Raw genomic sequence first — 25177 nt, 5'->3', positions numbered from 1 at the left:
GCCTTTTATATGTTAAAATCTCTTTTTGGATTTGTTAAATATATTATAAAAAACAGAATAAACGAAATCCCCAAAAACCACTGATAATAATGGATTGAAGACTGGGAATTGGTTGTAACTTCAGTGTCACTTTTCAGTTTATCCAGAGCACTAATTAGTTGTGCTGCTGCATTATCGTTGTTTCCATCTATATAAGTTCCTCCTGTTCCGTTGGACATCTGTACCAGAGCCTGAGTTTCTCGTTTCGAAATTACAGGTTCACCATAAGGTGTATTTTTATACCCCATTAACTGTCCATACATATAGTCCGGAACCGGAGCTCCCTGTTCTGTTCCTATTCCGACAGCTGTAATCTTAATGTTCTGATTCTTGGCCAAAGCAGCAGCTTCCTTATCATGTCCTTCATTATCTTCACCATCACTAATCAATACTACATTTCTACCGTTCTTTCCTGTATTCTTATACATTTTCGCTGCTTCACGCATAGCCACCAGAAAATCTGTTCCCTGCTGCCCGATAATACTTGTTTCTATCGAGCTTATATAAGTCTCAACAGCGGCATAATCAGTAGTCAGCGGCATAATAGATACAGCGTTTCCTGCAAAAACTACAATACCTACTCTTTCATCCTTCATGTTCTTCAGGGTTTGCAGAACGATCTTTTTCTCGCGACCTAATCTGCTGTCCGGCTGAACATCTTCTGCATTCATCGAGTTGGATACATCCATCAACAGTACTACATTCGCAATCTTATGACTTACCTTCATCTCCTCTTTGCCCCCTAACAAATCTGCAAAAGCAAGAATTAAAAAGGTAAAAGCAAGAATATAAAGAGGAATGAAAACATATTTATACTTGCTTTTAGAAGCAAATAAAATGGTATGAAAGCTAGAATCTGCAAACAGTTTTCTACGTTTTTCACGCCAGCGTATAAAATTAGCGATCAGCAGCCACATCAGCGGCACCAATAGTAACAGAAGCAGATAATTATAATTTTCAAAAGTCCAGTCCATTACGTCAAAATTTTATACATTATCCATCTCCATAAAGCATCCAAAAGCAATACGATAAGTGCTATCCACAGAAAATATCTGAAATATTCTTTATAATCGTACATCTTGGCTACTTTGATATCCGACTTCTCCAACTGATTAATCTCTTCATATATCTGCTGAAGACTTTCATTAGAAGTTGCCCGGAAATATTTACCTCCGGTAACTGAAGCTATATTTTGCAATGCCAGCTCATCAATTTCTACTTTCTGCTCTGTATAAATAAGATCACCGAAAAAAGGATCAATCCCTGTAGGTGTCAGAGCATAACCATTTGTTCCGATTCCGATCGTGTAAACCTTAATATGATTATTAGCTGCCAACTCAGCAGCAATAGCGGGCTCCAGACTATTTTTGATAGTCTGCACCCCATCTGTCATCAGAATAATAATTTTGCTTTTGGCTTTACTATCTTTAAGGTGATTAACCGCAACCGCCAATCCTTCTCCTATTGCTGTACCTGCCGACAATTCATTTGGATTCAGAGTTGAAATCTCTTGCTTTACGGCTTCATGATCTGTTGTAAGAGGCACCTTCAAAAATCCTTCTCCGGCATAAGCCACTAATCCTATTCGGTCTCCAGGCCTATCACCTATGAATTTCTGTGCTATTTTGGATAAAGCACGCAGCCTGTCCGGCTCCAAATCTTTAGACAACATACTAAAAGAGACATCTACCGACAGCATAATATCGATACCTTTTCCATCATTCTGATCTTGTGCTACAGTAAAAGTTCTTGGACGGGCCAGAGCTAATATAATACATGAAAGAATGATATACTTGGTACACTTCAGTATAAAAAATAAGAAACCAATCCCGGAAGGACGTGACATTCCTTCGGTTGTCGGAACTTTAACCCCTTCGTTCTTCCCTCTGATAAGATCCCTTATCAACAGTGGAATAAATAAGAGAAATAAAAGTAAAAGCCATGGGCTTTCAAACTCGAAGTTTAAACCCAAAGGAGCAAAAAGATCAGACATGTTTTCTCAGATTTTCAAATTCTATGTCTTTATAAGACCTTTTCACAAATTCTTTAATATTATTGAAATCGGCTTCCATTTCTGTATGCGAAGGAATAACCTTTGCAAATTTAGCTAAATCTCCACGTTCAAAGACTTCAGCAAGAATTTTTTCATTGGCTTCTGATATTTTGTTCTGTCCCTTCATGTAATCCAGAAGATCATCAGTCAACAATTCCTTCGCCGGAAAACCATATTGGCCGGACAGGAAGTTTCTTGTAATATCAATAAGCTCTATATAGAAGCTACGGAAGTCATTGTTTTCAATATACTTTTTACCCCTTAGCTTTTCCAGTTCCTGAAGCGTGAAATTGGTTTTTACAGTTGGTGAAGATTTCTTAGCTCTTCCCCATTTAACAAGCATCCAGATCAGGACAATAATCGCAATAACCACTAATGCAATCCATATATAGAATTTATACAGACTCCAGTAATCCTGCCAGCCCAGTTCAACGTCTTTATTGTTCATAATATCGTTAATCTGTTCACCTTTTTTGGCAGTGTTTATCACTTCTACTTCGTAAGGTATTGTAGTCAGTACTTTATCCCCAGCTTTAATTTCGATTGGTGGAATCTTAAATTTCCCTTCTTCGAAAATCTGGAATTTTATGGTTCTTGTATAGAGATTAGGGGTACGCTGAATGCTGTCACTAAGGATTTCGAAATGAAAAGGCAATATCTCATTTTTCGGAGCTGCCTGAACATCTAGTCCCGTAACATTACTAACATTAATCTTAAATTCTCCCTGCTCTCCCAAAACCAGGGTATTGTCGGACAATTGCGAGGAGAGTGTTTGTCCAAAACCTAAAAGGCTAATTGCTATAAAACAGAATAAAAAAATTCTTTTCATCATCAATTTTATCGTGTCTGAAAATAATTATACAATGGCTTGGTATAATCCTGCCCTGTATTGAGTTTCAAGAATACCGAAGCACTTTTATCAAATGCTTCTTCTGTATTTTTAATTTTTTGTTTTTGTTGCTCTGCAAACTGATACCGCCATCTTGCACTGGATGTATTTACCCATTTTTTTTCTCCGGTCTCAGCATCATTTAGTAAAGCATATCCGATATCCGGAATCTGCATATCTTTTTCATCATACACCCCGAAACCTAGAAGCTGATGTTTATTCCCTACAACCCGAAGGCTCTTCACATCAAACTGATCGTTGAAGTCTGAAAGAAGAAAAACATAACTCTTCTTTTTAAAAGCTTTCATCAGATAGCCCAATGCAACATCCAGATTGGTTTTTGACGGAATATAATCGGCATTCAGAATACTACTGATAATAGCCAATACATGTGGCCTTCCCTTTTTAGGCGGAATAACTTTATAGACCTTATCTGCGAAAAGGATAAGTCCTACCTTATCATTATTAGTTACTGCAGAAAATCCCAATGTAGCACAAATTTCGGCCACGTATTCTCTTTTCAATGAAGCATGGGTACCATAATTCATAGAAGCCGAAATATCAACCATCAACATTACAGTCAACTCTCGTTCCTCCTCCATTACTTTTACATAAGGCTCACGGAAACGTGCTGTTTTGTTCCAGTCAATTCTTCGGATATCATCACCGAACTGGTATTGTCTGACTTCAGAAAAAGTCATCCCCTGCCCTTTGAAAGCGCTATGATATTGCCCCATGAGCATAGCATCCGTACTTCTCTTAGTCCGGATTTCTATCTGCTTTACTTTTTTTACAATATCTTTTATATCCATTGTTATCCTTCATCCAAAACACTATCCAGACCTCTTCTGAAGCCTTTAAAAGTGTTTATCTTTTTAATCGCCAGAATTGCACCTTGTACATAAGGTTCAGCTCCCATACCAGAATCATGGCGAATAGTTAAGCGTTCATCATTTAATCCAAAAATAGATTCTACAGAAATCATATAATTAGGAAGTCTTACTGAATGTACTCTGACTCCGTTTATTTTTTCACCTCTTGTCTTGGCATAGCCAATTATATCTTCATCTTTTACAATATCTGTAGAGGTCTGTACTTCCGATATTTTTTTTACCAATTCCAAAGTCGTTCCGCTTGGGGCATCTGGCTTTGAATGGCTGGCATAATCTATAATTTCAAAATTAGGAATATACTTTGCTGCCATTACCGAAAACTTCTGTAACAAGACAGCTGTGATTGCAAAATTCCCAACTGCTAAAACCGATACTCCGTACTGATTTGCCAATACTTCGATTTCCTCATAGTCACTATCCGACAATCCGGATGTTCCTACAATAACGTCCTTCCCGGCTTTTATAGCCTGTACAACATTATGTTTGGCAATCGTTGGTTTTGTAAATTCAAAAAGAATATCAAAAGAAGGTCCTTCCAGAGCTTCTTCAATATCTTTAAAAATCGGAATTTCAGGAGTTGTAACATCAAGAATATTCGCAAGGTTATTCCCGGCATTACTCCTAGATATACCTGAAACCAGAGTAATATCCGGTTCCTGCAATACTCCCTTACTAAGCGCCGAACCTGCCCAGCCTGTAACTCCGGCAATACATATCTTAATACTCATTTTATAAAATAATTACGGAGCCTGTACTTTAGACAAAACAGCATCAATAATTTTCTCAGCCGTCATTTCTTCAGCTTCAGCCTCAAAACTTAATCCTATTCTGTGGCGTAATACATCTTTCGATATTTCTTTTACATCTTCCGGAATAACGAATGCACGCCCTCTGATAAATGCTAATGCTCTGGAAGCAATTGCTAGGTTGATAGATGCCCTTGGTGATGCTCCGAAAGTAATGTAGTTTTTAAGATCTGATAATCCATATTGTTCTGGATAACGGGTTGCAAAAACCATATCCAGAATATATTTTTCTATCTTCTCGTCCAAATAGATTTTGTTGATAAGTTCTTTAGCTTCAACAATCTGCTCCAATGATATGATAGGGTTAATTTGCGGAATATCTGATGTAGAAACCATACGCATTACCTTACGCTCATCTTCAAATGTAGGATAATCTATACTACACTTCATCATAAAACGGTCGGACTGTGCTTCTGGCAACAGATAGGTTCCTTCCTGATCAATCGGGTTTTGAGTAGCCAATACCAAAAATGGCTTTGGTAACTTCATCGTTGTATCTCCTATCGTCACTTGCTTTTCCTGCATTACCTCCAACAATGCAGACTGCACTTTTGCCGGTGCACGATTAATCTCATCAGCCAGTACAAAATTTGCAAATACAGGTCCTTTTTTAATTGAAAAGTCGTTGTCTTTTACATTATAGATCATAGTCCCTACTACATCAGCAGGCAATAGATCTGGTGTAAACTGAATTCTGGAGTACTGCCCCTGCACAGCATCGGCCAATGTTTTTATCGCCAACGTCTTTGCCAGTCCCGGAACCCCTTCCAACAGAACGTGTCCATTTCCTAAAAGTCCTATAAGGAGTCTATCAATCATATATTCCTGACCTATAATGACTTTGTTGACTTCCGACTTCAAAAGAGAGAAAAAATAATTCTTCTCTTTCACCTTTTCCATTAAAATTTTAATATCCTCTGCTTGATTATATTCTGACATAGACTTAAATTCAATTTTAGTGGGTAAATTTCTGCAAAAACATTGCAAAAACCACCATAATTAAACGTTATTTATCGTTAAAGTTTGTTAAAGTTAAGCGTTTAAAATTAGGCAATTTGCACGATTTAGATTACTTTTGGAGCAAATTAATCTGAATAAATAGTGAATAACCTTTTCAAAGCACATCGCGTTATTAGAAGAAACCTTGCCGATGTCCTTCAGAAAACCAGTCACCAGGATTTGATGATGATTCCCGATGGCTTTAATAACAATATCTATTGGAATATTGCACATTGTGTGGCAACACAACAACTGTTAATATACTACCTGAGCGGAAATCCTTTCAGAATAGATAAATACTGGATTGAAACTTATAAAAAAGGGACGTTGCCGAACATGGATGTATCGCAGGAAGAAATAGAAGATCTTAATTTTCTACTTACTGAAACTTCCAGAATTATGGCGAATGACTATGACGAAAATTTCTTTCTGGATTACACGAATTACTCCACAAGCCTGGGAATGGATCTTAAAAATATTGAGGATGCAGTACTCTTCAATAATATACATGAAGGTCAACACCTTGGATATATAATGGCACAGAAAAGAGCTATTATAGGAGAAATGTATTAACATAAAAATACCATAAAAAACGGTTAATTTTGAAAACAGGTCTCCTCTTTGCAGGAGGATAATATTTAAAAGAATATTGAATGCAAGAAAATAAAGATAAAAAAGACGATTTCATATTTGGGCTAAGACCTGTAATAGAAGCAATAGAAGCAGGTAAAACTGTAGACAAAGTATTTGTACAAAATGGATTACAGGGACCTATAGTTGCTGATCTAAAAAAACTTTTGGCTCAGCACAACCTACGTGCTAATTATGTTCCTGTGGAAAAACTAAACCGTTTTACCCGGAAAAATCACCAGGGTGTTGTTGCATTTATATCAGATATTCCTTTTTATAAAATAGAAGATGTTTTGCCACGGCTTTTTGAAGAAGGCAAAACTCCTTTCATTCTGATACTGGATCGTCTAACCGATGTAAGAAACTTTGGTGCGATAAGCCGTACTGCAGAATGTGTAGGTGTAGACGCTATCATTATTCCGGAGAAAGGAGCTGCTCCTATTAATTCGGATGCTATTAAAACTTCAGCCGGGGCACTTTATAATGTAAAAATTTGCAAAGAGAAAAATCTTGCTCATGCCGTTGACTTCCTTCAACAGTCGGGCATCAAAGTTTTTGCAGCTACAGAGAAAGCTCAGAAGCTTATTTATGAGGAAAACTTTACAGAACCTGTATGTATTGTTATGGGGAATGAAGAAACAGGAATATCCAAAGAGGTACTACATCATGCTGATGAAAAAATAAAACTACCTATTGAAGGAAAAACACAATCGCTTAATGTATCTGTCGCATGTGGCGCTATTCTATATGAAGCCGTAAGACAGAGAATTATCAATCACTAAAAACTACAAAGAAATGAAGAAAGTATTAGCTTTTGCAGCAATAAGTTTATCACTGATTGCATGTAAAAAGGAAGGAAAAACGACTGAAACCAAAACCGAGGGTAACAAAACAGAAACAACAACAGAAACTTCACCAGAAGCAAAAGCAGAGGTAAAACCTGCTATTTCTGATTCTGCTGGTGTTTACACCCTTAAATATAAATTAGAGAAAGGAAAGGCTTATCCTTTTGTTTTGTCACAAAAAGATGTTCAGAGCATGACAATGGGTGACAAGACTCAATCTAATACCAATGAGACTACTGATGATATGACTTTCACAGTGACAAACTTTGACAAAGGAGTTTATGATGTGGATGTAAATTTCATCTCTAAAAAGCAAACAGGATCAGTTCAGGGACAAACGCTTAGCGTTGATACAAACGGAGCTGAGCCTAAAAATGAAAATCTGAAAATCTTTTGGAAAGTAAATAAAGCTTTGATGGGGAACACTTTGAAAATGAAGATGAGTGAAACCGGAAAAATTATTTCTTTCGAAGGGTTCGAACCTATTTATGCTAAAGTGAATACTGCTGTAAACAGTGCCGTAAAAGATGCTAATCAGCGTAAAGCACTGAATGAAGGATTTAAGCAAGGGTTTAATCAAGAAGCTTTGAAAGCTCAATTCAAAACCAATATCAACCTTTTCCCTGAAAAAGGATTAAAAGTTGGTCAGAGCTTTACTGAAAGTAATAACCTAAGCCCGGACGGAAAACTAAAAAGCTCTACAACTTTTACTTTAGCAAAAGTAGAAAATGGTGTGGCTGAAATTACGGTACAAGGCGGAATTCCTAAAAAGACAGATAAGCAGTCTCAAAACGGTGTTACCCAAACAGTCAGTCTTCAGGGAATACAAAACGGATCTTTGAAGCTTGATACACAAACAGGATGGATGAAATCATCTACTCTTACAATGACCTCTACCCAATCGCAAACTTTAAGCGACGGAAAACAAACGCAATCTGCAACGCAGAAAAATGTTTCAACAACTAAAATAAACCCTTAAGCAAAAAGCAATGTTCAAATATTTGTTTGAATTCATTCTAATTGTAATTATCATCTTTTTTGTATGGAATATACTGAAAAGAATATTTTTTCAGCCATTCTATCAGGGAATGACCGGACAACAAGCGTCCGAAAAACAAAAAAAACAAGAAGACCAGTCTCAGCAAAAAGACAAACAAAATCTTAACTGGGATGCAGAAACTGTAGAATACGAAGAAATTAAAGATGAAACACGTAAATAATTTATAACAGATAAATTATGAGTGTGCTATTAAACAAAGAATCAGTGGCAAAGCCATAAACAAAAATATACGAATGAAAATAAGCAACAGGAATAGTATTTTTATTGGTATCAGCCTAGTATTATTTATACTAATGGCTGTATTCTATGCCAATCCTATTTTAACAGGTAAAGAGCTTATCCAGCCTGATATTGTTCACTACAGAGGTGGTGCACAGGAAATGCTGGAATACCGTGCTAAAACAGGCAACGAAACCTACTGGAGTGATGCTATGTTTGGAGGTATGCCTACCTATCAGACAGGTGCAAAGTTCAGTGGAGACATCGTAAAAAAAGTAGATGATCTACTGATGTTTCTGCCAAAACCTGCCAATTATCTGTTTCTGCTTTTTTCAGGCTTTTTCTTTTTGGGAATGGTTGCACTGCGCAACTGGAAGTATGCTCTTCTGGGGGCTACATTCTTTGGACTTTCTACTTATTTCTGTATTATTATAGCTGCAGGGCATAATGGTAAGGTACATACAATAGCCTACTTTGCGCCTTTAGTAGCCTCTATTCTTCTGGTGTATATCCGAAGAAATTACTTCTGGGGATTTGTAGCCACAACTTTGTTTATGGCATTACAAATCATGGCCAATCACCCGCAGATGACCTATTATCTTTTTATCGCTTTGGGTTTCTTTTTCCTTTCGGAACTCCTTCGTGCTATTCTGAAGACTAAGGACTATAAACATTTCTTTATTTCCACAGCTGTTGTGGGGATTGCTATGGTATTAGGTTTAGGCATGAACAGCCAGAGAATGCTTTCCAATGCTGAATACGTTAAAGAAACTGTCCGTGGCAAACAAATTCTGAAATCTTCTGGTGGACAGAAAGATATACAGGGTATGGACAAAGAAAGCATTACCATGTGGAGCTACGGAGTCACTGAAACGCTAAACCTGTTTATCCCAAGATTGATGGGTGGCGCCAGTCAGGAAGAAGGAAGTGATAAAATGACCGAAAAACTTCAACAACTGGTACAGGAAAATGCAACCTCTCAGGAAGAGGTTAATAATATGATGAAAGGTCTTACCGGAAGTCTTACTTACTGGGGAGATCAACCAGGAACCTCAGGACCCGCATATCAGGGTGCTGTAGTGGTATTTTTGGCTATACTAGGCTTTTTCTTTGCTTGGCCTAAATACAGATGGTGGATTCTTGGTGCATCAGTGCTGACCATTATGTTGGCATGGGGAAGCAACTTTATGCCATTAACAGATTTATTTATAGACTATGTACCAGTATATAATAAATTCAGAGCTCCGTCTTCAATTCTGGTTGTAGTGGAATTACTCTTCCCTTTTATTGCTATTATCGGACTATACCGTTTCTTTACAGATGAAAAGTTAACAGCTGAATATAAACAGAAAGTTCTTACCTACACTACGGGAAGTGTTGTAGGGATCACATTAATTTTAATTCTTTTTGGTAAAACCATTCTTGGGTTACATACAGATTTAGAAGGACAGTATTTACCGTCATACCTTCTTGATTATTTAGTTGGTGAAAGATATTCCATGTTCCGTACCGATGCTATAAAAGCAATATTATATGTGTTGATTACAGCTGGAGCTATGTTTATGGTAATGAAACAAAAACTGAATCAGAATATCGCATTAATTATTATCGGTGTGGTCAGTTTATTTGACCTTTGGACTGTAAACAAACGCTACCTGAACAATGATAATTTTGCGGATAAAATGTTCGCAAGAAATCCATTTATTACTGAAGCTTCTGAAAGCTATCTGGCAAAATCCAATGGTAATTCTTATATCGAAGGACTTTTACAACAGGCTCCTGTTAATCAGGCTTTGGAAAGTATTGCTAAAGCAGATAAAAGTCATTACAGAGTTTTCAATACCTTATTAGGGCCGTTCAATGAAACAAATACTTCATACTTCGTAAGTTCTGTAGGTGGCTATAGTGCGGCAAAACTTAGACGTTACGACGACCTTATCAACAAATATTTCAATGGTGGCGGAGATCCGAATATCCTGAATATGCTTAATACCAAATATGTATTAGTAGCAGATAAAACGGGAATACAACCAAAAGAAAACCCATTTGCGAACGGACCTGCATGGTTTGTAAGTGAAGTAAAAATAGCTGGTACTCCAAACGAAGAAATTGATCTTATTTCTAAAGTTGATAATAAAAAGGTGGCTGTTGTCGGAAAAGAAGATGAGAAGTATCTTAACGGAAAAACTCTTCAGGCTGATCCTGCTGCAAAGATTACGGTTAAAACATACCAGCCAAACGAGATTGTATACCAAACCTCATCTGCAACTCCTCAGTTAGCAGTAATGTCTGAGATCTATTATCCACATGGATGGAAATTCTATATCGACGGAAAGGAAACTGACTATATAAAAGCAGATTATCTTCTACGTGCAGTTCATGTTCCTGCCGGAAAGCATGAGATCAGAATGGCTTTTGAACCGGAAGTTATCCAGAAAGGAAAAACTATTTCACTGGCCTCAGCAGGTTTATTCATTTTATTAGCTGCACTAGGATTTTGGTTTTATCAGCGTAAAGAACAACAAACTACCAAAAGTGAAAAATAAACCATTATAGGTATATTTAAATTTTAATAAACCACATAGATACATAGTCAGGTTATTGGATAAATGAAAGTTTACACAGAAAATGAGTTTTACACATTAGCTATGTACTCTAAATTAGTGTCTGGGACACCTTCATTTACATTATAAAAACTATGATTCTATGTGGTTAATAAATTCAGGCTCTGAGTATATACTTTTTATTTTGCCACTTATGCGGTTAAAATTATGAAGCAGAAAAAAATTCTTATCATTACTTATTACTGGCCTCCTGCGGGTGGACCTGGTGTACAACGTTGGCTAAAGTTTGCCAAATATCTTCCGGAGAACAACTGGGAGCCCATTATTTATACACCGGAGAATCCGTCTTATCCTTTACTGGATGAAAGTCTGGTAAAAGATGTTCCAAAGAATATACAGATTATACAGAACAAAATCTGGGAGCCTTATCAGCTTGCTGAAAAGCTAAATAAGAAGAATAAAAAATTTAAAGCAGGACAATTCGATGTAGGAAAAAACCAGTCGTGGAAATCTAAGCTTTCTATTTTTGTTCGTGGGAATTTCTTTATTCCGGATGCCCGAAAATTTTGGGTTAATCCATCAATTTCTTTTCTGAAAAAATACCTTGAAACCAATCCTGTAGATGTTATTGTAACGACAGGCCCTCCTCATAGTCTACACTTGATAGGAAAAGGTCTGAAAAAATACTTTCCGGCTATTAAATGGATTGCAGACTTTCGTGATCCCTGGACCGAAATTTCGTATTACAAACACCTGAAGCTTACCCCATGGGCCGATCAGAAGCACCGAAAACTGGAAAAAGAAGTTTTTCAGACTGCTGATATTACTCTGGCTACCAGCTATGGCGATGCTGAAAACTTTAGAAAAGCTGGTGCTAACTCTGCTTGTATTACTAATGGATTTGATAAAGAAGAGCTCAATAAAAAGTCCGTTAAAAACTCAAAGTTCACACTGTCATATATCGGTGTTTTGGAACAGCTAAGAAATCCTGAAAATCTATGGAAAGTTTTATCCGATATCGTTCAGGAAGATTCTGATTTTGCACAAAATTTTGAACTCCGATTTGTAGGACGTGTGGATGATATTATATTAGAAAATCTACAAAGTTCTCCCTTAAAAGATAACCTGAACCTTGTTGGATATATTCCACATGAACAATCCGTAAAGGAAATGGAAAATGCAGATATGCTGCTTATTACCAATTTCCCGAAACAAGAATCGGCCGGAATTATTCCGGGGAAAATATTTGAATACCTGGCTACACAAAATCCTATTCTCTCTGTAGGACCGGAAAAGGCAGATGTCGAAAAAATCCTTAATGAAACTAAAGCAGGTAATCACTTTACCTACCAAGATCATGAAGCTATAAGATCGTTTGTTCTCCAAAATTATAACAACTGGAAGAATAATACTGTTAATCAGAATTCTGAAAACCTGATGCAGTTTTCCAGAAAAAATCTTACAGCAAATCTGGCCAGCCTTCTGAATTCAATAGTTTAATAGAATAGCCTGAAATCTTGGGATTAAAAAAGTTTACAAAATAAATAGACAGACTTGTCTGTTCATTTTATTTAAACTACATTTGTTGTTCAAAATGATTAGATATGAATTCACCTCGTGAACGGATTCTGGATACAGCAACAATATTATTTCACCAGCAGGGATATAACAGTACAGGAATTAATCAGATCATCAGCGAAGCAAAGGTTGCAAAGGCAAGTTTTTATCAGCATTTTAAATCCAAGGACGATCTCTGTGCTGCATTTTTAAATTCCCGCCACGACTATTGGTTTGGTGAACTACAAAAGTTTGTTTCAAAATCTTCGGAACCTACACAAAATATTTTATCAACATTCGATTTTTTAATAGCAATGAATGAAAAGGAGAACTTCAGAGGATGCAGTTTTCTCAATCTATTGTCAGAAATTCCAACAGACAAAACAGCTATTTTACAAATAATCCAGAAGCATAAACAGGACCTCCGGAACTTTTTTAGAGCTCAGCTTGATGATAAAGTAAAGGCGGACCACATCTACCTTTTGTTTGAAAGTTCTATTATAGAAAGTCAGTTATTTCGTTCCAATGAATTGATCAAAACTTCACAAAATATAATTAATAACCTTATCTAAAATATACACAATGGAAAAGAAACTACCTGTACCGCCATTCACATTGGAAACAGCGAAACAAAAAATACAAATGGCAGAAGATGCATGGAATTCACAAGATCCTGAAAAAGTATCATTAGCCTATACTCCGGATAGTGAGTGGAGAAACAGACATTTGTTTATAAACGGCCGAAAAGAAATTGTACAGTTCCTTACTCAGAAGTGGGAAAATGAACTGGATTATAAACTGAAAAAAGAGTATTGGGCTCATACAGAAGACCGGATCGCTGTAAGATTTGAATATGAATACAGAAATAAAGAAGGGAAATGGTTTCGTGCCTATGGAAATGAGAACTGGGAGTTTGATGAAAACGGACTGATGAAGAAAAGATATGCAAGCATAAACGATATAGAAATATCAGCTGAGGAACTTTACCTGTAACTTCTTACTAAAAACATACACCCCGCAGATTTTCATCTGCGGGGTGTTTTTCAAGTACCCGAAAAGTAATTGATTCCTTGCCAAGGCGGTTTTATCTATAAATGAATATATTCTGTTTTTTAGTTTGTAACTACCGGGGTAGTAATCGGTGTATTACTTTTTGCAATTACAAAACTGGAAATTGCATAAAAAGCGTCTCCATTGGTTCCGTTGTTTGTCCAGTTCTGGAACTTATATTCATAACTGAAAGTACCACCCACTAATGAGTTATTCAGCACATCTATACGTGTTGGTACTGCCATTCCCGGACACCACCCTGCCCTGTCAGGAGCCCAATTTCCCGGACTCTGATTATTAATAGGGTTGGCTGAACATCCTAAAGCACCCAACTGATGTTGGAAAGTATTCGCATTATTTATCGCTATAGTATGTGTTCTGAAGCACCATTCTGCACAGCCTCTGCTTCCTGCATCGTATGGTTTAGCATGTCCCCATCCGGAAATAGTAGTTCTAAGATAAGCTTTTTCCGTGTTTGTTGGTAACTGGATATTCTTTTTCAGACCCAATGTATGTGCTTTACCATAAGGAACACCGTCAATAGATGATTTGTTATACTGGATTACAGGTACGACAGCTGAATATTTATAATCCGGTGTACCATATACAAAATCGAAATCTACACTGTATTCTCTTCCTTTGGCCAGCCATGTTTCCGTATAAATTTTAAGTTCTGTATTTCCGGACAGTAAAGATTTGAAATCGGTAACGTCTATTTCCAGTCCGCGGGGTAATTTTTCCGTCCCCACCCAATATGGAGTAATAAAGCGTCCTATTTCATACCATTCCCCTGTTGTTTTATTTTTCACATAAACATTGGCATAACGATCCCACTCATCACAAGTCTTGTTAGGACATTCATTTTTAATAAACATCTTAATCGTCTTTATTGTTGTTACATCAGCCGGAAATGTAAAGGCTCCTTCAGCACTTTGGGAAAGTCCGTCACCAAAAGCATTTTTTACTTTGTCGAATGTTTTAATATTTACAGTATTATCCACCTGGGCATTTACTGCATTCAGAGCTAAGTGATCTTCTGTTACAGGTGTTGCACTGTCTACACCTTTACACGAAATGATACCTGCCATCAAGTAAGCAGATACACTAAAAATTAATAGTTTTTTCATAATTTATTGCGATTTGTTATACGAATATATTGTATTTATTTAATAAATGGTTTTAAAAGTCAAATTAAACCCCAATTTATTAACAAAGATTCATTTTTAATTATCCAAATTATAAAACCTCTGCAATACTCAGTACAGATTTTCTATTTTTATTACTTTTAGATAAACATATATGAATGAAAAATTACCTGATTATTTTTGTACTACTAAGTTCTTTTGTTTTTGCACAAAAAGCACCGCAGGATTTATCTGATTTCCGGAAGCTATTCGACCAGCAACTCAAAACATGGAAAGCCTCTATTCCCGAGTTTTCTGTTCAAAATTTCAAAGCACATAATAATTTCGGATTTGATAATATTTCTCAGGAAGATCAGCCTGTCAGAGAATTTACCGCATTCGTGAAAAACTATAAAGATCTGCTGATTTTCTCTCCGGATAAAAAACATTTTATCGATTTGTACAGTTCATCTGTTTATTATGATGAAAAGAAAAAGAAGTATATAGCAGCATACGACATAGACTCTCAGGTAGACCTTGGCAATATGCAAAATCACAAAAGTTCCCGGATCTACTTTATGGGATCCTCGGCATGGATAGATGATGCTGCATGGGTAGACAATGATCGTTTTATTCTCGCTGGTATACATTTGGACGAACAATCACAACGTATCCCTTATATTATAATAGGAAGCATAAAGGACAAATCTCTTCAGGCTTATCATTGTACAGGTAAGGCTTGTATACAGACTATAGGATATAAAGCTGCAAATATTGGAAAAATAAAAATCGAAGACGACTAATCTCATTCCTCAAAAACCATATAATTTCCTTATTTTTGCTCGGAAATAAATTTAATTATGACTAAGAGTATTGATGAATTAAGCAACATCGCTACACAAATCCGCCGAGATATTGTACGTATGGTTCATGCTGTAAACAGTGGCCACCCTGGAGGTTCTTTAGGTTGTACTGAGTTTTTTACTGCATTATACGGTAAAGTGATGAATTACAAGTTACCATTTACTATGGAAGGGAAAGGAGAAGATCTTTTCTTTTTGTCCAACGGACATATTTCTCCTGTATATTATAGTACACTAGCAAGATTCGACTTCTTCCCTGTTGAAGAGCTGAATACTTTCAGAAAATTAAATTCAAGATTACAGGGCCACCCAACAACTCATGAAGGTTTGCCAGGTATCAGAATTGCTTCCGGTTCATTAGGACAGGGGCTTTCTGTTGCTCTTGGTGCTGCACAGGGTAAGAAATTAGATGGTGATAAAGCTCTTGTATATACATTGCACGGAGATGGTGAGCTTCAGGAAGGACAGGTATGGGAAGCTTTCATGTATGCTGCTGCTAAGAAAGTAGATAATATTATTGCTACAATAGATTATAATGGAAGACAAATTGATGGTGATACAGATGATGTATTAAGCCTTGGTAATCTTCATGCTAAGTTAGAAGCTTTCGGATGGGAAGTTCTGGAAGAGAAAAACGGTAACAACCTGGAGTCAGTAATCGGAATCCTGGGCAGAGCAAAAGAAGAAACAGGAAAAGGAAAACCTGTTGTTATTATTTTGCATACGGAAATGGGTTACGGAGTAGACTATATGATGGGATCACACGCATGGCATGGAAAAGCTCCTAATGATGAGCAACTAGGCAAAGCTTTGGATCAGTTACAATTAGACGAGGTAGCAGACTATTAATTCTTCAAAACAAAAAAATGAAATTCACCTATACAGAAAAAAAAGATACACGTTCAGGCTTTGGAGCAGGGCTTGCTGAACTTGCAGATAAAAACCCAAATGTAGTTGCTTTATGCGCTGACCTTATCGGCTCTTTGAAGATGGAAAAATTCATCGAGAAAGCTCCGGAAAGATTCTTCCAGATAGGTATTGCTGAAGCTAACATGATGGGTATTGCAGCTGGTTTAACAATTAACGGAAAAATTCCTTTTACCGGAACTTTCGCTAACTTCTCTACATCCAGAGTATATGATCAAATCCGTCAGTCTATTGCTTACTCCGGGAAAAATGTAAAAATCTGTGCTTCGCATGCTGGTCTTACATTAGGAGAAGATGGTGCTACTCACCAGGTTTTAGAAGACATCGGGATGATGAAAATGTTACCAGGTATGGTAGTGATCAACCCATGTGACTACAACCAGACAAAGGCTGCAACTATTGCTATTGCTGATTATGAAGGTCCTGTATACCTTCGTTTCGGTAGACCAACTGTTCCGGTATTTATTCCGGAAGATATGCCTTTCGAAATTGGTAAAGGAATTCTTCTACAGGAAGGTAAAGATGTAACTATCGTAGCTACAGGTCACCTAGTATGGGAATCTCTTGTTGCTGCTGACGAGTTAGAAAAAGAAGGTATATCTTGTGAGGTAATCAACATCCATACAATTAAACCTTTAGATGAAGAAATCATCCTGAAATCAGTAGAAAAAACAGGTAAACTTGTTACTGCTGAAGAGCACAACTACCTTGGAGGTTTAGGAGAGTCTGTTGCAGGTATGCTTGCAAGAAGAAGACCTACTCCACAAGAGTTTGTTGCTGTAAACGATAGCTTCGGAGAATCTGCAACACCTGCAGAACTAATGAAGAAATATAAAATTGATTCTGAAGCTGTAAAAGAAGCTGTAAAAAGAATTCTGAACAGATAATCAAAATCTTATAAATACTAAAAGGCCGGAAAATATCCGGCCTTTTTTGTGAGTTAGGATTAACTTATTTAACCTTGTCAAGGTGAGTATAGCCATCAAGCATTAACCTTGACAAGGCTTTTTATTAGTCCGTTTACTGTCCTGTTTATACTACAGATTAATCTTCAACTTCAAATATTTCTTTAAACTTAATATTTTCCGAAGAGCTTCCTACACTCACACGAAATTCTCCTGGCTCTACAACCCACTCCATCTTATCATTAAGCAGCTGCATATGTTCCTTGTTGAGGGTAAATTGTACTTCTTTTGTTTCTCCAGGCTCCAGAGTTACTCTCTCAAATCCTCTAAGATCCATTTCGTAGGTTGTAACTGAAGATACCAAATCCGAAAGGTACAATTGTACAACTTCATCTCCTTTTACTTTGCCAGCATTGGTTATTTTTAGTTTCACATGCAGTTCATCCCCGGCTTTTATTTTTTTTGAAGACAGAGAAAAGTCAGTAAATTCAAAATTGGTATAGCTAAGACCATAGCCAAACGGGTACAAAAACCCTGTAACTCTGCTGCTGCCTGAGCCATTTGGTCCGGTTCCAGGCTGTCCCGCCTGTGCTGCAGGCTTCGTGGGAAAGTTCATTTCTAACTGACCAATCGATTTAGGAAAAGAAATGGGCAGCTTTCCACCGGGATTATTTTCACCAAACAAAGTTTCTGCAACTATTTTTCCGCTTTGCGGACCCAGAAACCAGGTTTCCAAAATGGCAGGCAGGTATTTGTTTTCCCAGTTTATAGTGAGAGGTCTTCCGTTCACAAGAACCAAAACTATAGGTTTTCCTGTTTTGTATAATTGCTGTAGAAAGTAAGTTTGCTTTCCGGGAAGATTCAGGCTGCTTCGCGATCTGCTCTCTCCAACTTCCCTTTCGCTTTCCCCCATTACAGCAACGATAACATCTGATTTTTCCGCCATACTTATTGTTTTAGCTATTTCAGATTTTTCTTTTTCTGTAGGTTCCACAGGGATAATTTCTGTTTCCGGCCATCCTTCGTCAATAACTTCTATACCTTTAGTATATGAAGTATTGATATGATGAAGCGAAGCATAATCCTCTATCCCCTTCCGAATGGTCGTCACCGGATTATTGGACGGTCCGTATCGGCTGGTCGTGTAATTCACTGCATCTGCCAATGGACCTGTAATCAGAATATTTTTTATTTTCCCTGCATCAAGAGGTAATGTTTGCTTTTCATTTTTAAGTAAGACAACGGAGCGACGGTTAACATCTGCAGAAAGAGCCTCATCTTCATTTATATGCACCTTACGGTCAGCTTCTTTAGCAAAACTCCGGACAGGCTCATCGAATAAACCCAGTTTAAACTTTGTTTTTAGTACACTCCTTACCCTTTCATTTAATACTTCTTCTTTTATTTTTCCAGATTCCAGAGCCTCCATCAATGGTGTGAGGTATTCTTTTGGCTGTGTAAAATTAGTCCGGACATCCAATCCAGCCTCCAACGCTTTCTGAATACCCTCTTCATAGTCTTTTGCTACGTGGTGTTTACTATGTACAAATTCCAGTGCATCGCTGTCTGATACTACATAACCATCGAATCCATATTCTTTGCGCAGCAGATCTGTTAAAAAATATTTGCTGCTGATTATTGGTACACCGTCATAATCGTTATAACTCGCCATTACTCCCAACGGATGTTCTTTACGAATGACTTCTTTAAACGGATAGAGATACATTGTATGCATTTCTCTGGGCGCAACATGCGGGTCAGTTCTGGCAAGGCCATCTCTTCCGCCTTTGGGTACAGAATAAACAGCATAATGCTTGAGCGTAGAGGCCACTCCGTTTTGCTGAATTCCCTTTACCATACGTTTTCCATATTCCCCTATCATAAACGGATCCTCGCCGTAAGTCTCTACAACCCTGCCCCAACGCGGATCTCTTGAAACATCTAATATAGGAGCATACACATTGGTATATCCCAGATAATAAGCTTCTTTTCCTATAGTATTTCCGATTCTTCCGACCAGGTCTTTATCCCATGTACTTCCGATATTAATAGGTGCAGGAAATGGTGTTGCTCTGTCATGAGTAAGGCCGTGTATACCTTCGTTGGTAAAATCAACAGGAATTCCGAGTCTCGTTTCTTCTATAAACCATTTCTGGATATTATTGAGTGCTTCAGTATGGTTGCTGTAAGGATAGGAATATTTTGTAACTGCACTTTTGTGATAAGGAAGGCTGTTTAGCATTTCATCGATATTGGCAAGGCCATGCACCCAAACTTCATTTTTCCATTGGGATGTTGGCTGCTCATCTTTTAAGATTCTTCCGTATCCGTAGAGGGTTACCGTCTGGTTGGCTTTTTCCTGCAGAGTCATTTGGGAAAGCAGGTTTTCAACTCTTTTATCTATAGGAGCTTTTCTGTCTTCAAAGACATCCTTCTTCCCGTTTTTGTTGAAGTCTATCCAGTCTTTGTGATAAACTTTTAACTTCTGTGCCAAGCCTAAAAAGGACACTGCCAGTAAAGGTAGTGTCAATATGCTTTTATTGATATTCATGTTATTAGTTTTCACAAAGTTATACAAGTTTCTATAAAAAAATGATTTTACTTTCGTAAAATCATTTTTCATTTTCAACTGCTATTCCCATCAATTTCAGTATAGGAAAGAGTATATTTTCTAAGTATTCGTCTTCTATTTTTTGCGAGGATTTTGAATTGGAAAAGTAATTACTTACTCTGTAATTCTTTATAAATTGCTTTTTCTTCTTCCCGATTGCATAACAATAACCTCCACTTTCATCTTTTACAAAATAAGTCATCTCATCGAAATTCATAATCTTCCTGTTGATAATATTTTTTCGGTAAATACTCTTTTCAGATTTATAAAAAATGTATTTTACAGGAATTCTGAATATTAAGTTGAAGACAAAATAGGCCATATAAAGTACCCATACTATAAGAGCTATTAAAAAATTATCCCGCGACATATAATTCATACAAAGGTAGATAACAGGTGCAGCAATAATTCCAAGCACCAGCCACCATACTAAAGTGCGAAGAAAGTTGTAATTGGGCATAAAGCTAATTTCACTGCCATTTTCCCTAAACTGATATCTATCGAATACATTCATTGTACTTACGCCTTACTTTTCATAATATCTTCTGTCTCATTTAGCAATCGCTGAATAGCTCTTCTAGTTACAGCCTGGCCAACAGTGAGTACTTTCTCTTTCCCATCCACCTTGAAATAAGCAGCCAATATGAGGTTGATTGTAATAAGTCCCATATATTTGACATGAATCACTTCGAAGGTTATAAAATCTGCAATAGGATAAGTTTTCTCAGGAATAAAGATTCCATGTTTTCCGGTAACCGTTAATTGGTCCATATCGATTATAAACTTTTTGGTGAAAAAATTGATAATGATAAAAACTGCAACAGCTGCAATAGCAAGCCCTAGTATTGCTGAAAAATTATAAGACATTCCTGCTATTATAAAGAAAAGAAGAGCCCCTATAAACATCAATACAGGTTGGTTTTTGAAAATATACCGATTACCTTCTTTTTTATAGAATTTATACATGATATTTTTATCTGTTTTTTTTATAGATTATTAACCCTGGAACTATAAGAACTAATGCCGTAATCATTGGTAGTAAGTCTCCATAAGTAAAAATCCATTTTGTTTCTTCAGAAGGGCCAATTTTCACCACGACAGTGATACAGAAGCCTATAATGATAAGTATAATGCCTAATATTTTCATCTTTTATTTATTATATGTGATTGATTTAATCCACAAAATAATTATACCGGCCGAGTACATTTTTAGCTTCTCTTTCCAGATCGTCCAGGTCACTCATCAACTGCTCATTATTTTCATTCATGCTGCGTTGTACAATTCGCATTTGCCCCAAAAATGTGTTTACAGCATTATTAAATGAATTGTAGCTAGATTCTTTATTCTTTTCTGCAGACGGGATTTTATTTTCAAGATTTCGGTTGTACAATTTCTCTAATTGTTGGTATTGTTGTGCAAAAAGCTTTTTATAAGCAGCCTCGTCTTTAATATCATAAGAATCATCAATAATCTTTTGCGTAAGATCTAATATCTCTTTGGATTGGGTAATTTGTTGCTTAAGCGGATGATTCTTTAGCATTTCTACTTCTGCCTTGTCAGCTTTATCCTCTAGTTTTGTAAATAACTGACGGGCAGCATTTCGGTTCTCATCTATAATTTTGTCAGCCTTAGCTTTAATCTCAGCAATTTTTTTCCCTTTATCATCCTTCCAGTCTTCAGCATTTTTATAAGCCGATAGCTCTTCCTGCAATGTTTTTAGATCTTTAAATGTACTGTTCATTTTATCCGCTAACTTCTGGTATTCGCCTCCTAATACTTTTGGTGCTTTTATTTCTTCAAGAGCAATAAATGTAGAGATAGGTGTTGACACAGGGGTGAAACGCATAGCATTGGGATTTTCCAAAGCATTTTTAACAAAATCATCCATGCTGGTTAAACCTTCTTCAAAGCTTTTTATATAATCTGCCTGTGCTTTATCCATTTTTACTATTTTATTATTGAAAGCAATAATATCCTGACTCTCGTTTCCGGAATCAACACTAAACGGATTTATCTTGGTGGTTTTGTCCTGTTGCGATAACTTCTCTTTTATCTTGTCACAGGATGTAGCAGTACATGTGAGTACAAAAATACCCGCTGCAATTGTTATTTTTTTCATTCCTTATTGTGTGTTTTTATTGTTTATCAATTCTTCCAACTCATTGTACACTTCCTGCATTCTTTTTTTACCAAAAGATTGTGACATTGCTGGACGTTTTATTTTAGGTAAATCTTTAAAGTTAGCATACAAATAGCTGCCAACCGGAATGAAACCCATCAGCACAAAACTTTGTAATTCAAATCCTTCAAAATCTTTTAAATCATACTGATTCTGCCTGAAGCCATGTTTTACAGTAATGATTTTTGCATAAGGATCCACATAAACCCGAGGTCCCCGAAAAGTGAGTATGGCAAGTAGTAATGACAATACAAATATTACAATACCTGTTTTAAAGTAGCTGGTATTAATTATTAGAACAAGACCAATTAGTACCCATGCCAGTATAATTATATGCTGTAGCGAAGGGTACTGCTTCACCAGATACCCGATACCATCATTTTTCAAATGCTTATAGACTGACATACTTGTATAATTATTTTAAATGCAAGAATATTTTTGCTTAGCCAACAAATGCAAATTTGTCTTCAAACATTTTTCCAATTAGTGGTAATGGCTTTTCAGCTTCATTTGCCGCGTTGATAATTCCGATAATCATCAAAGCAAAATTTATAAGACCTATATAGCCTAAGACATAAAGCCCTGTAATACTCATTATAATCTGAAGCACTATACTCAATACTATTCCGAAAATAAAAAGTCCAAACGACTGACGAAGGTGGTATTTCAACAAGTTGTTGGCAGTATCTTTCCCCATGACAAAAGATATGATCCATCCAATAATAGTGATGTACGAAATGACTGATAAAGTTTTGTTGTCCATAATAAAATTGATTAAAGGTTAATAAAATATGTTGTTTTGTGTTTTACAGCTTGACTATGACAAAATTGTACAATCGGAATAGTAAAATCAATTTTATGGTTACTACAGAACAGCTACCATAAAAATGCGTGCGACTACAGAATGACTACAGATTTTGTAATAAACTGAATAACAATAAATTGAAAAACACATTTAGTTGTGATATAATTGGGTAGGCTGTTGATTTTTGTTACTTTTATTAAAATTATAACCAATCCGAAGACTTCTATAAAAAATAATACAGAATCTGAACACATTTTTAATAAAGCATTTGTTTAATGAAAGGGAAATTTTATCTGGTATTATTATTCTGTATTCTTTTGTTCCATTCTGTAAAAGCAAAAAATATCTATACAGACAGCCTAATCAACCGATTAAAAACGGAACAGTTACCTGTTGCTGAAAAGCTAAAAATTTATGAGCTTGTTATTGAGAAATGCAGAAGCGAACAGCAATATGATAAGGCATCCTATTATAATAAGGAATACCTAAAACTTGCCAGAACATCAGATAATCTTTTAGCCATAACAAAAGCTCATGTCTTCCAAGGGATTATAATGTGTAATCTGGAGAAATATGATCAGGTACAGCCTTATATAGATTCCGCCTCAACAAGTGCCTCCAAAACCAATAATAAAATAGCTCAAGCATATGCCAGCTTTTTGCCTGCCTATTATTCACATTCGCTTTATGAATATAAAAAGTCCGTTGTATACATCCTGAAAAGCCTCTCTTTACTGGAAGAAACAGAAGGAGATCCTATACTTGAATTCAGATTATACTATCTGTTATATGGTACCTATACAACCTGGAACGATTTGAAAAACAGCTTTAAATATGCTCGAAAAAGTATAGAACAGGCTGAAAAATCTGGTAATAAAAATCAGCTAAGCAATGCTTATACTGCGTTGGCAACAGCTTATACTTATCAGTACGAAAAAACCAATAGTCCGGAAGATCTGAATGCAATCATGAGTAACTCTGAAAAAGCAGCTGCCTTGTATAAAGAGTTTCCAGGACATGTATCAGATTACACTTATGCCATCGCCCGGAATAATACTGCCAGCTATCTGCTGAAATACTTTCCTAAATTAACAGATGATCTTCGCAAACAAATAGAATACAATATTGGTGAAGCCCTAAATGCTTCGGCACATACAGCCAAACCACAGTCTATACAGGCGGGAGGTTTTGGTATGCTCGCTAACCTGGCAACGCGGGATAATGACCTGAATAAAGCGGAACAGTATCTTCTGCAGGCAGAGACAATGTTACTAACACAGTCACCTGTCTATTATTATATTATGATACAGATTGTAAATGATCTGGCCGAATTATATGAGAAAAAAGGAAATCTGACGAAGGCTCTTGAATATCAGAAGAAGGTAACCCAATATAGTATAGAACAGTTTAACGAGGATGAAGCTGCTAATGTGAAAAGACTGGAAGCTCAATATCAGTCTGATAAAAAAGAACAGGAAGTCCTGTCGCTCAAAAAGCAAAAACTTTTATACATTATCCTGGGATGTATTGGTTTAATCGGCGCTTTTTTTATGTTCCGATCTTACCACTTCCGACTCAGATATTCTCTTGTAAGGGAAAAACAACTCAACACAGAGAAAAATGAAGCTGAAATACAGATAAAACTGGAAAAAGAGGAACAGGCAAGGCTAAAAGCCGAACAAGAATTGCTAACACTACAACAACAAAAATTACAAACCGAGGTTTTGGCTAACCATCTTCATCTTCAGCATAAAAATGAAGTACTCCAGCAATTGCAAACCCGATTGTCGGATACAGATATCAATATTAATCAGGTAGTAAAAGAAGTTAGCCGTGTAGACAAGGATTTTGAAAAAGCTAAATTCAGAATTCAGGAACTGCATCCGGATTTCTTCAGAAATATCAGTGAAAAGGCATTGCAAAAACTTACAGCTTTGGACCTAAAGTATTGTTCCTATATCTACCTGGGTATGGGTACCAAACAGATTGCCCACCTGCTGAATGTGGAACCTAAAAGTGTAAGAATGGCAAAATACCGTTTGAAAAAGAAGTTTGGCCTGGATGAAGATACAGATCTTGATACTTTCTTTTCGGTTACTCTAGGAAATACAGGTCCGGATAATATTTAGTAAACATTTTATTAAAACTATCTTAATAC

26 protein-coding genes are annotated in these 25177 nt (G+C 36.5%); 12 read left to right on the top strand and 14 right to left on the bottom strand.

Annotation, left to right across the window (positions count from 1 at the left end; genetic code table 11):
• Positions 1-5: 5 nt before the first annotated feature.
• Genes C8J95_RS16560 through C8J95_RS16535 form a run of 6 tightly spaced genes read right to left on the bottom strand, consistent with a single transcriptional unit; the run spans position 6 to position 5619 of the window.
• Positions 6-1013, bottom strand: a complete 1008-nt coding sequence (locus tag C8J95_RS16560; RefSeq protein WP_107809833.1) for a VWA domain-containing protein — start codon at positions 1011-1013, stop codon at positions 6-8.
• Positions 1013-2032: a VWA domain-containing protein gene (locus C8J95_RS16555; protein ID WP_107809832.1), complete on the bottom strand. Its 1020-nt coding sequence runs from the start codon at positions 2030-2032 to the stop codon at positions 1013-1015. The genes C8J95_RS16560 and C8J95_RS16555 overlap by 1 nt, the downstream gene beginning before the upstream one ends.
• The gene (locus C8J95_RS16550; protein ID WP_107809831.1) at positions 2025-2924 is read right to left on the bottom strand and encodes a BatD family protein; all 900 of its coding nucleotides are present in this window, start codon (positions 2922-2924) and stop codon (positions 2025-2027) included. The genes C8J95_RS16555 and C8J95_RS16550 overlap by 8 nt, the downstream gene beginning before the upstream one ends.
• Positions 2925-2929: 5 nt before the next feature.
• The gene (locus tag C8J95_RS16545; protein WP_107809830.1) at positions 2930-3793 is read right to left on the bottom strand and encodes a DUF58 domain-containing protein; all 864 of its coding nucleotides are present in this window, start codon (positions 3791-3793) and stop codon (positions 2930-2932) included.
• A gap of 2 nt (positions 3794-3795) precedes the next feature.
• Positions 3796-4602, bottom strand: coding sequence for a 4-hydroxy-tetrahydrodipicolinate reductase (gene dapB / locus C8J95_RS16540; RefSeq protein ID WP_107809829.1), 807 nt, complete (start codon positions 4600-4602; stop codon positions 3796-3798).
• Between the two features lie 12 nt (positions 4603-4614).
• Positions 4615-5619 (bottom strand): MoxR family ATPase, encoded by a 1005-nt coding sequence (locus C8J95_RS16535; RefSeq protein WP_059155224.1) that lies wholly within the window; start codon positions 5617-5619, stop codon positions 4615-4617.
• 162 nt (positions 5620-5781) lie between these two features.
• Here C8J95_RS16535 and C8J95_RS16530 point away from each other — a divergent pair, with 162 nt between their 5' ends.
• From C8J95_RS16530 to C8J95_RS16495, 8 genes are all read left to right on the top strand, one after another.
• Positions 5782-6252 (top strand): DinB family protein, encoded by a 471-nt coding sequence (locus C8J95_RS16530; protein ID WP_107809828.1) that lies wholly within the window; start codon positions 5782-5784, stop codon positions 6250-6252.
• A gap of 80 nt (positions 6253-6332) precedes the next feature.
• Positions 6333-7091 carry a 23S rRNA (guanosine(2251)-2'-O)-methyltransferase RlmB gene (gene rlmB, locus C8J95_RS16525; protein WP_107809827.1) on the top strand — a complete coding sequence of 253 codons (759 nt, stop codon included), beginning with the start codon at positions 6333-6335 and terminating at the stop codon, positions 7089-7091.
• A gap of 13 nt (positions 7092-7104) precedes the next feature.
• On the top strand, positions 7105-8133 hold the full coding sequence (locus C8J95_RS16520; protein WP_107809826.1) for a DUF6263 family protein: 1029 nt from the start codon (positions 7105-7107) through the stop codon (positions 8131-8133).
• Between the two features lie 10 nt (positions 8134-8143).
• Positions 8144-8374 (top strand): hypothetical protein, encoded by a 231-nt coding sequence (locus C8J95_RS16515; protein ID WP_107809825.1) that lies wholly within the window; start codon positions 8144-8146, stop codon positions 8372-8374.
• Between the two features lie 73 nt (positions 8375-8447).
• Positions 8448-10979 (top strand): YfhO family protein, encoded by a 2532-nt coding sequence (locus C8J95_RS16510; protein WP_107809824.1) that lies wholly within the window; start codon positions 8448-8450, stop codon positions 10977-10979.
• A 225-nt stretch (positions 10980-11204) separates the two neighbouring features.
• The gene (locus C8J95_RS16505; protein ID WP_107809823.1) at positions 11205-12497 is read left to right on the top strand and encodes a glycosyl transferase family 1; all 1293 of its coding nucleotides are present in this window, start codon (positions 11205-11207) and stop codon (positions 12495-12497) included.
• A 104-nt stretch (positions 12498-12601) separates the two neighbouring features.
• A complete protein-coding gene (locus C8J95_RS16500) occupies positions 12602-13126 on the top strand; it encodes a TetR/AcrR family transcriptional regulator (RefSeq protein WP_107809822.1) in 525 nt (174 codons plus the stop codon).
• A gap of 10 nt (positions 13127-13136) precedes the next feature.
• Positions 13137-13547, top strand: coding sequence for a nuclear transport factor 2 family protein (locus C8J95_RS16495; protein ID WP_107809821.1), 411 nt, complete (start codon positions 13137-13139; stop codon positions 13545-13547).
• 119 nt (positions 13548-13666) lie between these two features.
• On the opposite strand, the gene C8J95_RS16490 is transcribed toward C8J95_RS16495, so the two are convergent.
• A complete protein-coding gene (locus C8J95_RS16490; protein WP_107809820.1) occupies positions 13667-14731 on the bottom strand; it encodes a peptide-N-glycosidase F-related protein in 1065 nt (354 codons plus the stop codon).
• A 176-nt stretch (positions 14732-14907) separates the two neighbouring features.
• Between C8J95_RS16490 and C8J95_RS16485 the strand changes: the two genes are divergently transcribed.
• The 3 genes from C8J95_RS16485 to C8J95_RS16475 are packed head-to-tail and all read left to right on the top strand — an operon-like array spanning position 14908 to position 17405.
• Positions 14908-15531, top strand: a complete 624-nt coding sequence (locus tag C8J95_RS16485; protein WP_107809819.1) for a hypothetical protein — start codon at positions 14908-14910, stop codon at positions 15529-15531.
• A gap of 57 nt (positions 15532-15588) precedes the next feature.
• A complete protein-coding gene (locus C8J95_RS16480) occupies positions 15589-16440 on the top strand; it encodes a transketolase (protein WP_107809818.1) in 852 nt (283 codons plus the stop codon).
• A 17-nt stretch (positions 16441-16457) separates the two neighbouring features.
• Positions 16458-17405 carry a transketolase family protein gene (locus C8J95_RS16475; RefSeq protein WP_078402679.1) on the top strand — a complete coding sequence of 316 codons (948 nt, stop codon included), beginning with the start codon at positions 16458-16460 and terminating at the stop codon, positions 17403-17405.
• Positions 17406-17562: 157 nt separating this feature from the next.
• On the opposite strand, the gene C8J95_RS16470 is transcribed toward C8J95_RS16475, so the two are convergent.
• The 7 genes from C8J95_RS16470 to C8J95_RS16445 all read right to left on the bottom strand — a co-directional run bounded on the left by C8J95_RS16470 (position 17563) and on the right by C8J95_RS16445 (position 22977).
• Entirely contained in the window at positions 17563-19974 is a 2412-nt protein-coding gene (locus C8J95_RS16470; RefSeq protein WP_255412851.1) for a glycoside hydrolase family 3 N-terminal domain-containing protein, read from the bottom strand.
• Between the two features lie 61 nt (positions 19975-20035).
• Positions 20036-20548, bottom strand: coding sequence for a hypothetical protein (locus C8J95_RS16465; protein ID WP_255412850.1), 513 nt, complete (start codon positions 20546-20548; stop codon positions 20036-20038).
• Positions 20549-20553: 5 nt separating this feature from the next.
• The gene (locus C8J95_RS16460) at positions 20554-21000 is read right to left on the bottom strand and encodes a hypothetical protein (protein ID WP_107809816.1); all 447 of its coding nucleotides are present in this window, start codon (positions 20998-21000) and stop codon (positions 20554-20556) included.
• A gap of 7 nt (positions 21001-21007) precedes the next feature.
• A complete protein-coding gene (locus tag C8J95_RS18730; protein ID WP_157757810.1) occupies positions 21008-21181 on the bottom strand; it encodes a hypothetical protein in 174 nt (57 codons plus the stop codon).
• A gap of 25 nt (positions 21182-21206) precedes the next feature.
• Positions 21207-22154: a DUF3829 domain-containing protein gene (locus tag C8J95_RS16455; protein WP_107809815.1), complete on the bottom strand. Its 948-nt coding sequence runs from the start codon at positions 22152-22154 to the stop codon at positions 21207-21209.
• A gap of 3 nt (positions 22155-22157) precedes the next feature.
• Positions 22158-22619 carry a hypothetical protein gene (locus tag C8J95_RS16450; protein ID WP_107809814.1) on the bottom strand — a complete coding sequence of 154 codons (462 nt, stop codon included), beginning with the start codon at positions 22617-22619 and terminating at the stop codon, positions 22158-22160.
• Positions 22620-22656: 37 nt separating this feature from the next.
• Positions 22657-22977 carry an import component protein gene (locus C8J95_RS16445; protein WP_107809813.1) on the bottom strand — a complete coding sequence of 107 codons (321 nt, stop codon included), beginning with the start codon at positions 22975-22977 and terminating at the stop codon, positions 22657-22659.
• Positions 22978-23294: 317 nt separating this feature from the next.
• Between C8J95_RS16445 and C8J95_RS16440 the strand changes: the two genes are divergently transcribed.
• Positions 23295-25148 (top strand): hypothetical protein, encoded by a 1854-nt coding sequence (locus tag C8J95_RS16440; RefSeq protein ID WP_107809812.1) that lies wholly within the window; start codon positions 23295-23297, stop codon positions 25146-25148.
• Positions 25149-25177: the final 29 nt, after the last annotated feature.

Origin of the sequence: Elizabethkingia sp. YR214 (genome assembly GCF_003058195.1) — a bacterium.
Lineage (GTDB): Bacteria > Bacteroidota > Bacteroidia > Flavobacteriales > Weeksellaceae > Elizabethkingia.
This window is presented reverse-complemented; position numbering and strand designations above follow the sequence as displayed.

What these genes read in the sequence shown, in the direction of transcription:
- C8J95_RS16560 (WP_107809833.1), bottom strand. Translation starts at nt 1,013, where the DNA reads ATGGACTGGACTTTTGAAAATTATAATTATCTGCTTCTGTTACTATTG.
- C8J95_RS16555 (WP_107809832.1), bottom strand. Translation starts at nt 2,032, where the DNA reads ATGTCTGATCTTTTTGCTCCTTTGGGTTTAAACTTCGAGTTTGAAAGC.
- C8J95_RS16550 (WP_107809831.1), bottom strand. Translation starts at nt 2,924, where the DNA reads ATGATGAAAAGAATTTTTTTATTCTGTTTTATAGCAATTAGCCTTTTA.
- C8J95_RS16545 (WP_107809830.1), bottom strand. Translation starts at nt 3,793, where the DNA reads ATGGATATAAAAGATATTGTAAAAAAAGTAAAGCAGATAGAAATCCGG.
- dapB (WP_107809829.1), bottom strand. Translation starts at nt 4,602, where the DNA reads ATGAGTATTAAGATATGTATTGCCGGAGTTACAGGCTGGGCAGGTTCG.
- C8J95_RS16535 (WP_059155224.1), bottom strand. Translation starts at nt 5,619, where the DNA reads ATGTCAGAATATAATCAAGCAGAGGATATTAAAATTTTAATGGAAAAG.
- rlmB (WP_107809827.1), top strand. Translation starts at nt 6,333, where the DNA reads ATGCAAGAAAATAAAGATAAAAAAGACGATTTCATATTTGGGCTAAGA.
- C8J95_RS16520 (WP_107809826.1), top strand. Translation starts at nt 7,105, where the DNA reads ATGAAGAAAGTATTAGCTTTTGCAGCAATAAGTTTATCACTGATTGCA.
- C8J95_RS16515 (WP_107809825.1), top strand. Translation starts at nt 8,144, where the DNA reads ATGTTCAAATATTTGTTTGAATTCATTCTAATTGTAATTATCATCTTT.
- C8J95_RS16510 (WP_107809824.1), top strand. Translation starts at nt 8,448, where the DNA reads ATGAAAATAAGCAACAGGAATAGTATTTTTATTGGTATCAGCCTAGTA.
- C8J95_RS16505 (WP_107809823.1), top strand. Translation starts at nt 11,205, where the DNA reads ATGAAGCAGAAAAAAATTCTTATCATTACTTATTACTGGCCTCCTGCG.
- C8J95_RS16500 (WP_107809822.1), top strand. Translation starts at nt 12,602, where the DNA reads ATGAATTCACCTCGTGAACGGATTCTGGATACAGCAACAATATTATTT.
- C8J95_RS16495 (WP_107809821.1), top strand. Translation starts at nt 13,137, where the DNA reads ATGGAAAAGAAACTACCTGTACCGCCATTCACATTGGAAACAGCGAAA.
- C8J95_RS16490 (WP_107809820.1), bottom strand. Translation starts at nt 14,731, where the DNA reads ATGAAAAAACTATTAATTTTTAGTGTATCTGCTTACTTGATGGCAGGT.
- C8J95_RS16485 (WP_107809819.1), top strand. Translation starts at nt 14,908, where the DNA reads ATGAAAAATTACCTGATTATTTTTGTACTACTAAGTTCTTTTGTTTTT.
- C8J95_RS16480 (WP_107809818.1), top strand. Translation starts at nt 15,589, where the DNA reads ATGACTAAGAGTATTGATGAATTAAGCAACATCGCTACACAAATCCGC.
- C8J95_RS16475 (WP_078402679.1), top strand. Translation starts at nt 16,458, where the DNA reads ATGAAATTCACCTATACAGAAAAAAAAGATACACGTTCAGGCTTTGGA.
- C8J95_RS16470 (WP_255412851.1), bottom strand. Translation starts at nt 19,974, where the DNA reads ATGAATATCAATAAAAGCATATTGACACTACCTTTACTGGCAGTGTCC.
- C8J95_RS16465 (WP_255412850.1), bottom strand. Translation starts at nt 20,548, where the DNA reads ATGAATGTATTCGATAGATATCAGTTTAGGGAAAATGGCAGTGAAATT.
- C8J95_RS16460 (WP_107809816.1), bottom strand. Translation starts at nt 21,000, where the DNA reads ATGTATAAATTCTATAAAAAAGAAGGTAATCGGTATATTTTCAAAAAC.
- C8J95_RS18730 (WP_157757810.1), bottom strand. Translation starts at nt 21,181, where the DNA reads ATGAAAATATTAGGCATTATACTTATCATTATAGGCTTCTGTATCACT.
- C8J95_RS16455 (WP_107809815.1), bottom strand. Translation starts at nt 22,154, where the DNA reads ATGAAAAAAATAACAATTGCAGCGGGTATTTTTGTACTCACATGTACT.
- C8J95_RS16450 (WP_107809814.1), bottom strand. Translation starts at nt 22,619, where the DNA reads ATGTCAGTCTATAAGCATTTGAAAAATGATGGTATCGGGTATCTGGTG.
- C8J95_RS16445 (WP_107809813.1), bottom strand. Translation starts at nt 22,977, where the DNA reads ATGGACAACAAAACTTTATCAGTCATTTCGTACATCACTATTATTGGA.
- C8J95_RS16440 (WP_107809812.1), top strand. Translation starts at nt 23,295, where the DNA reads ATGAAAGGGAAATTTTATCTGGTATTATTATTCTGTATTCTTTTGTTC.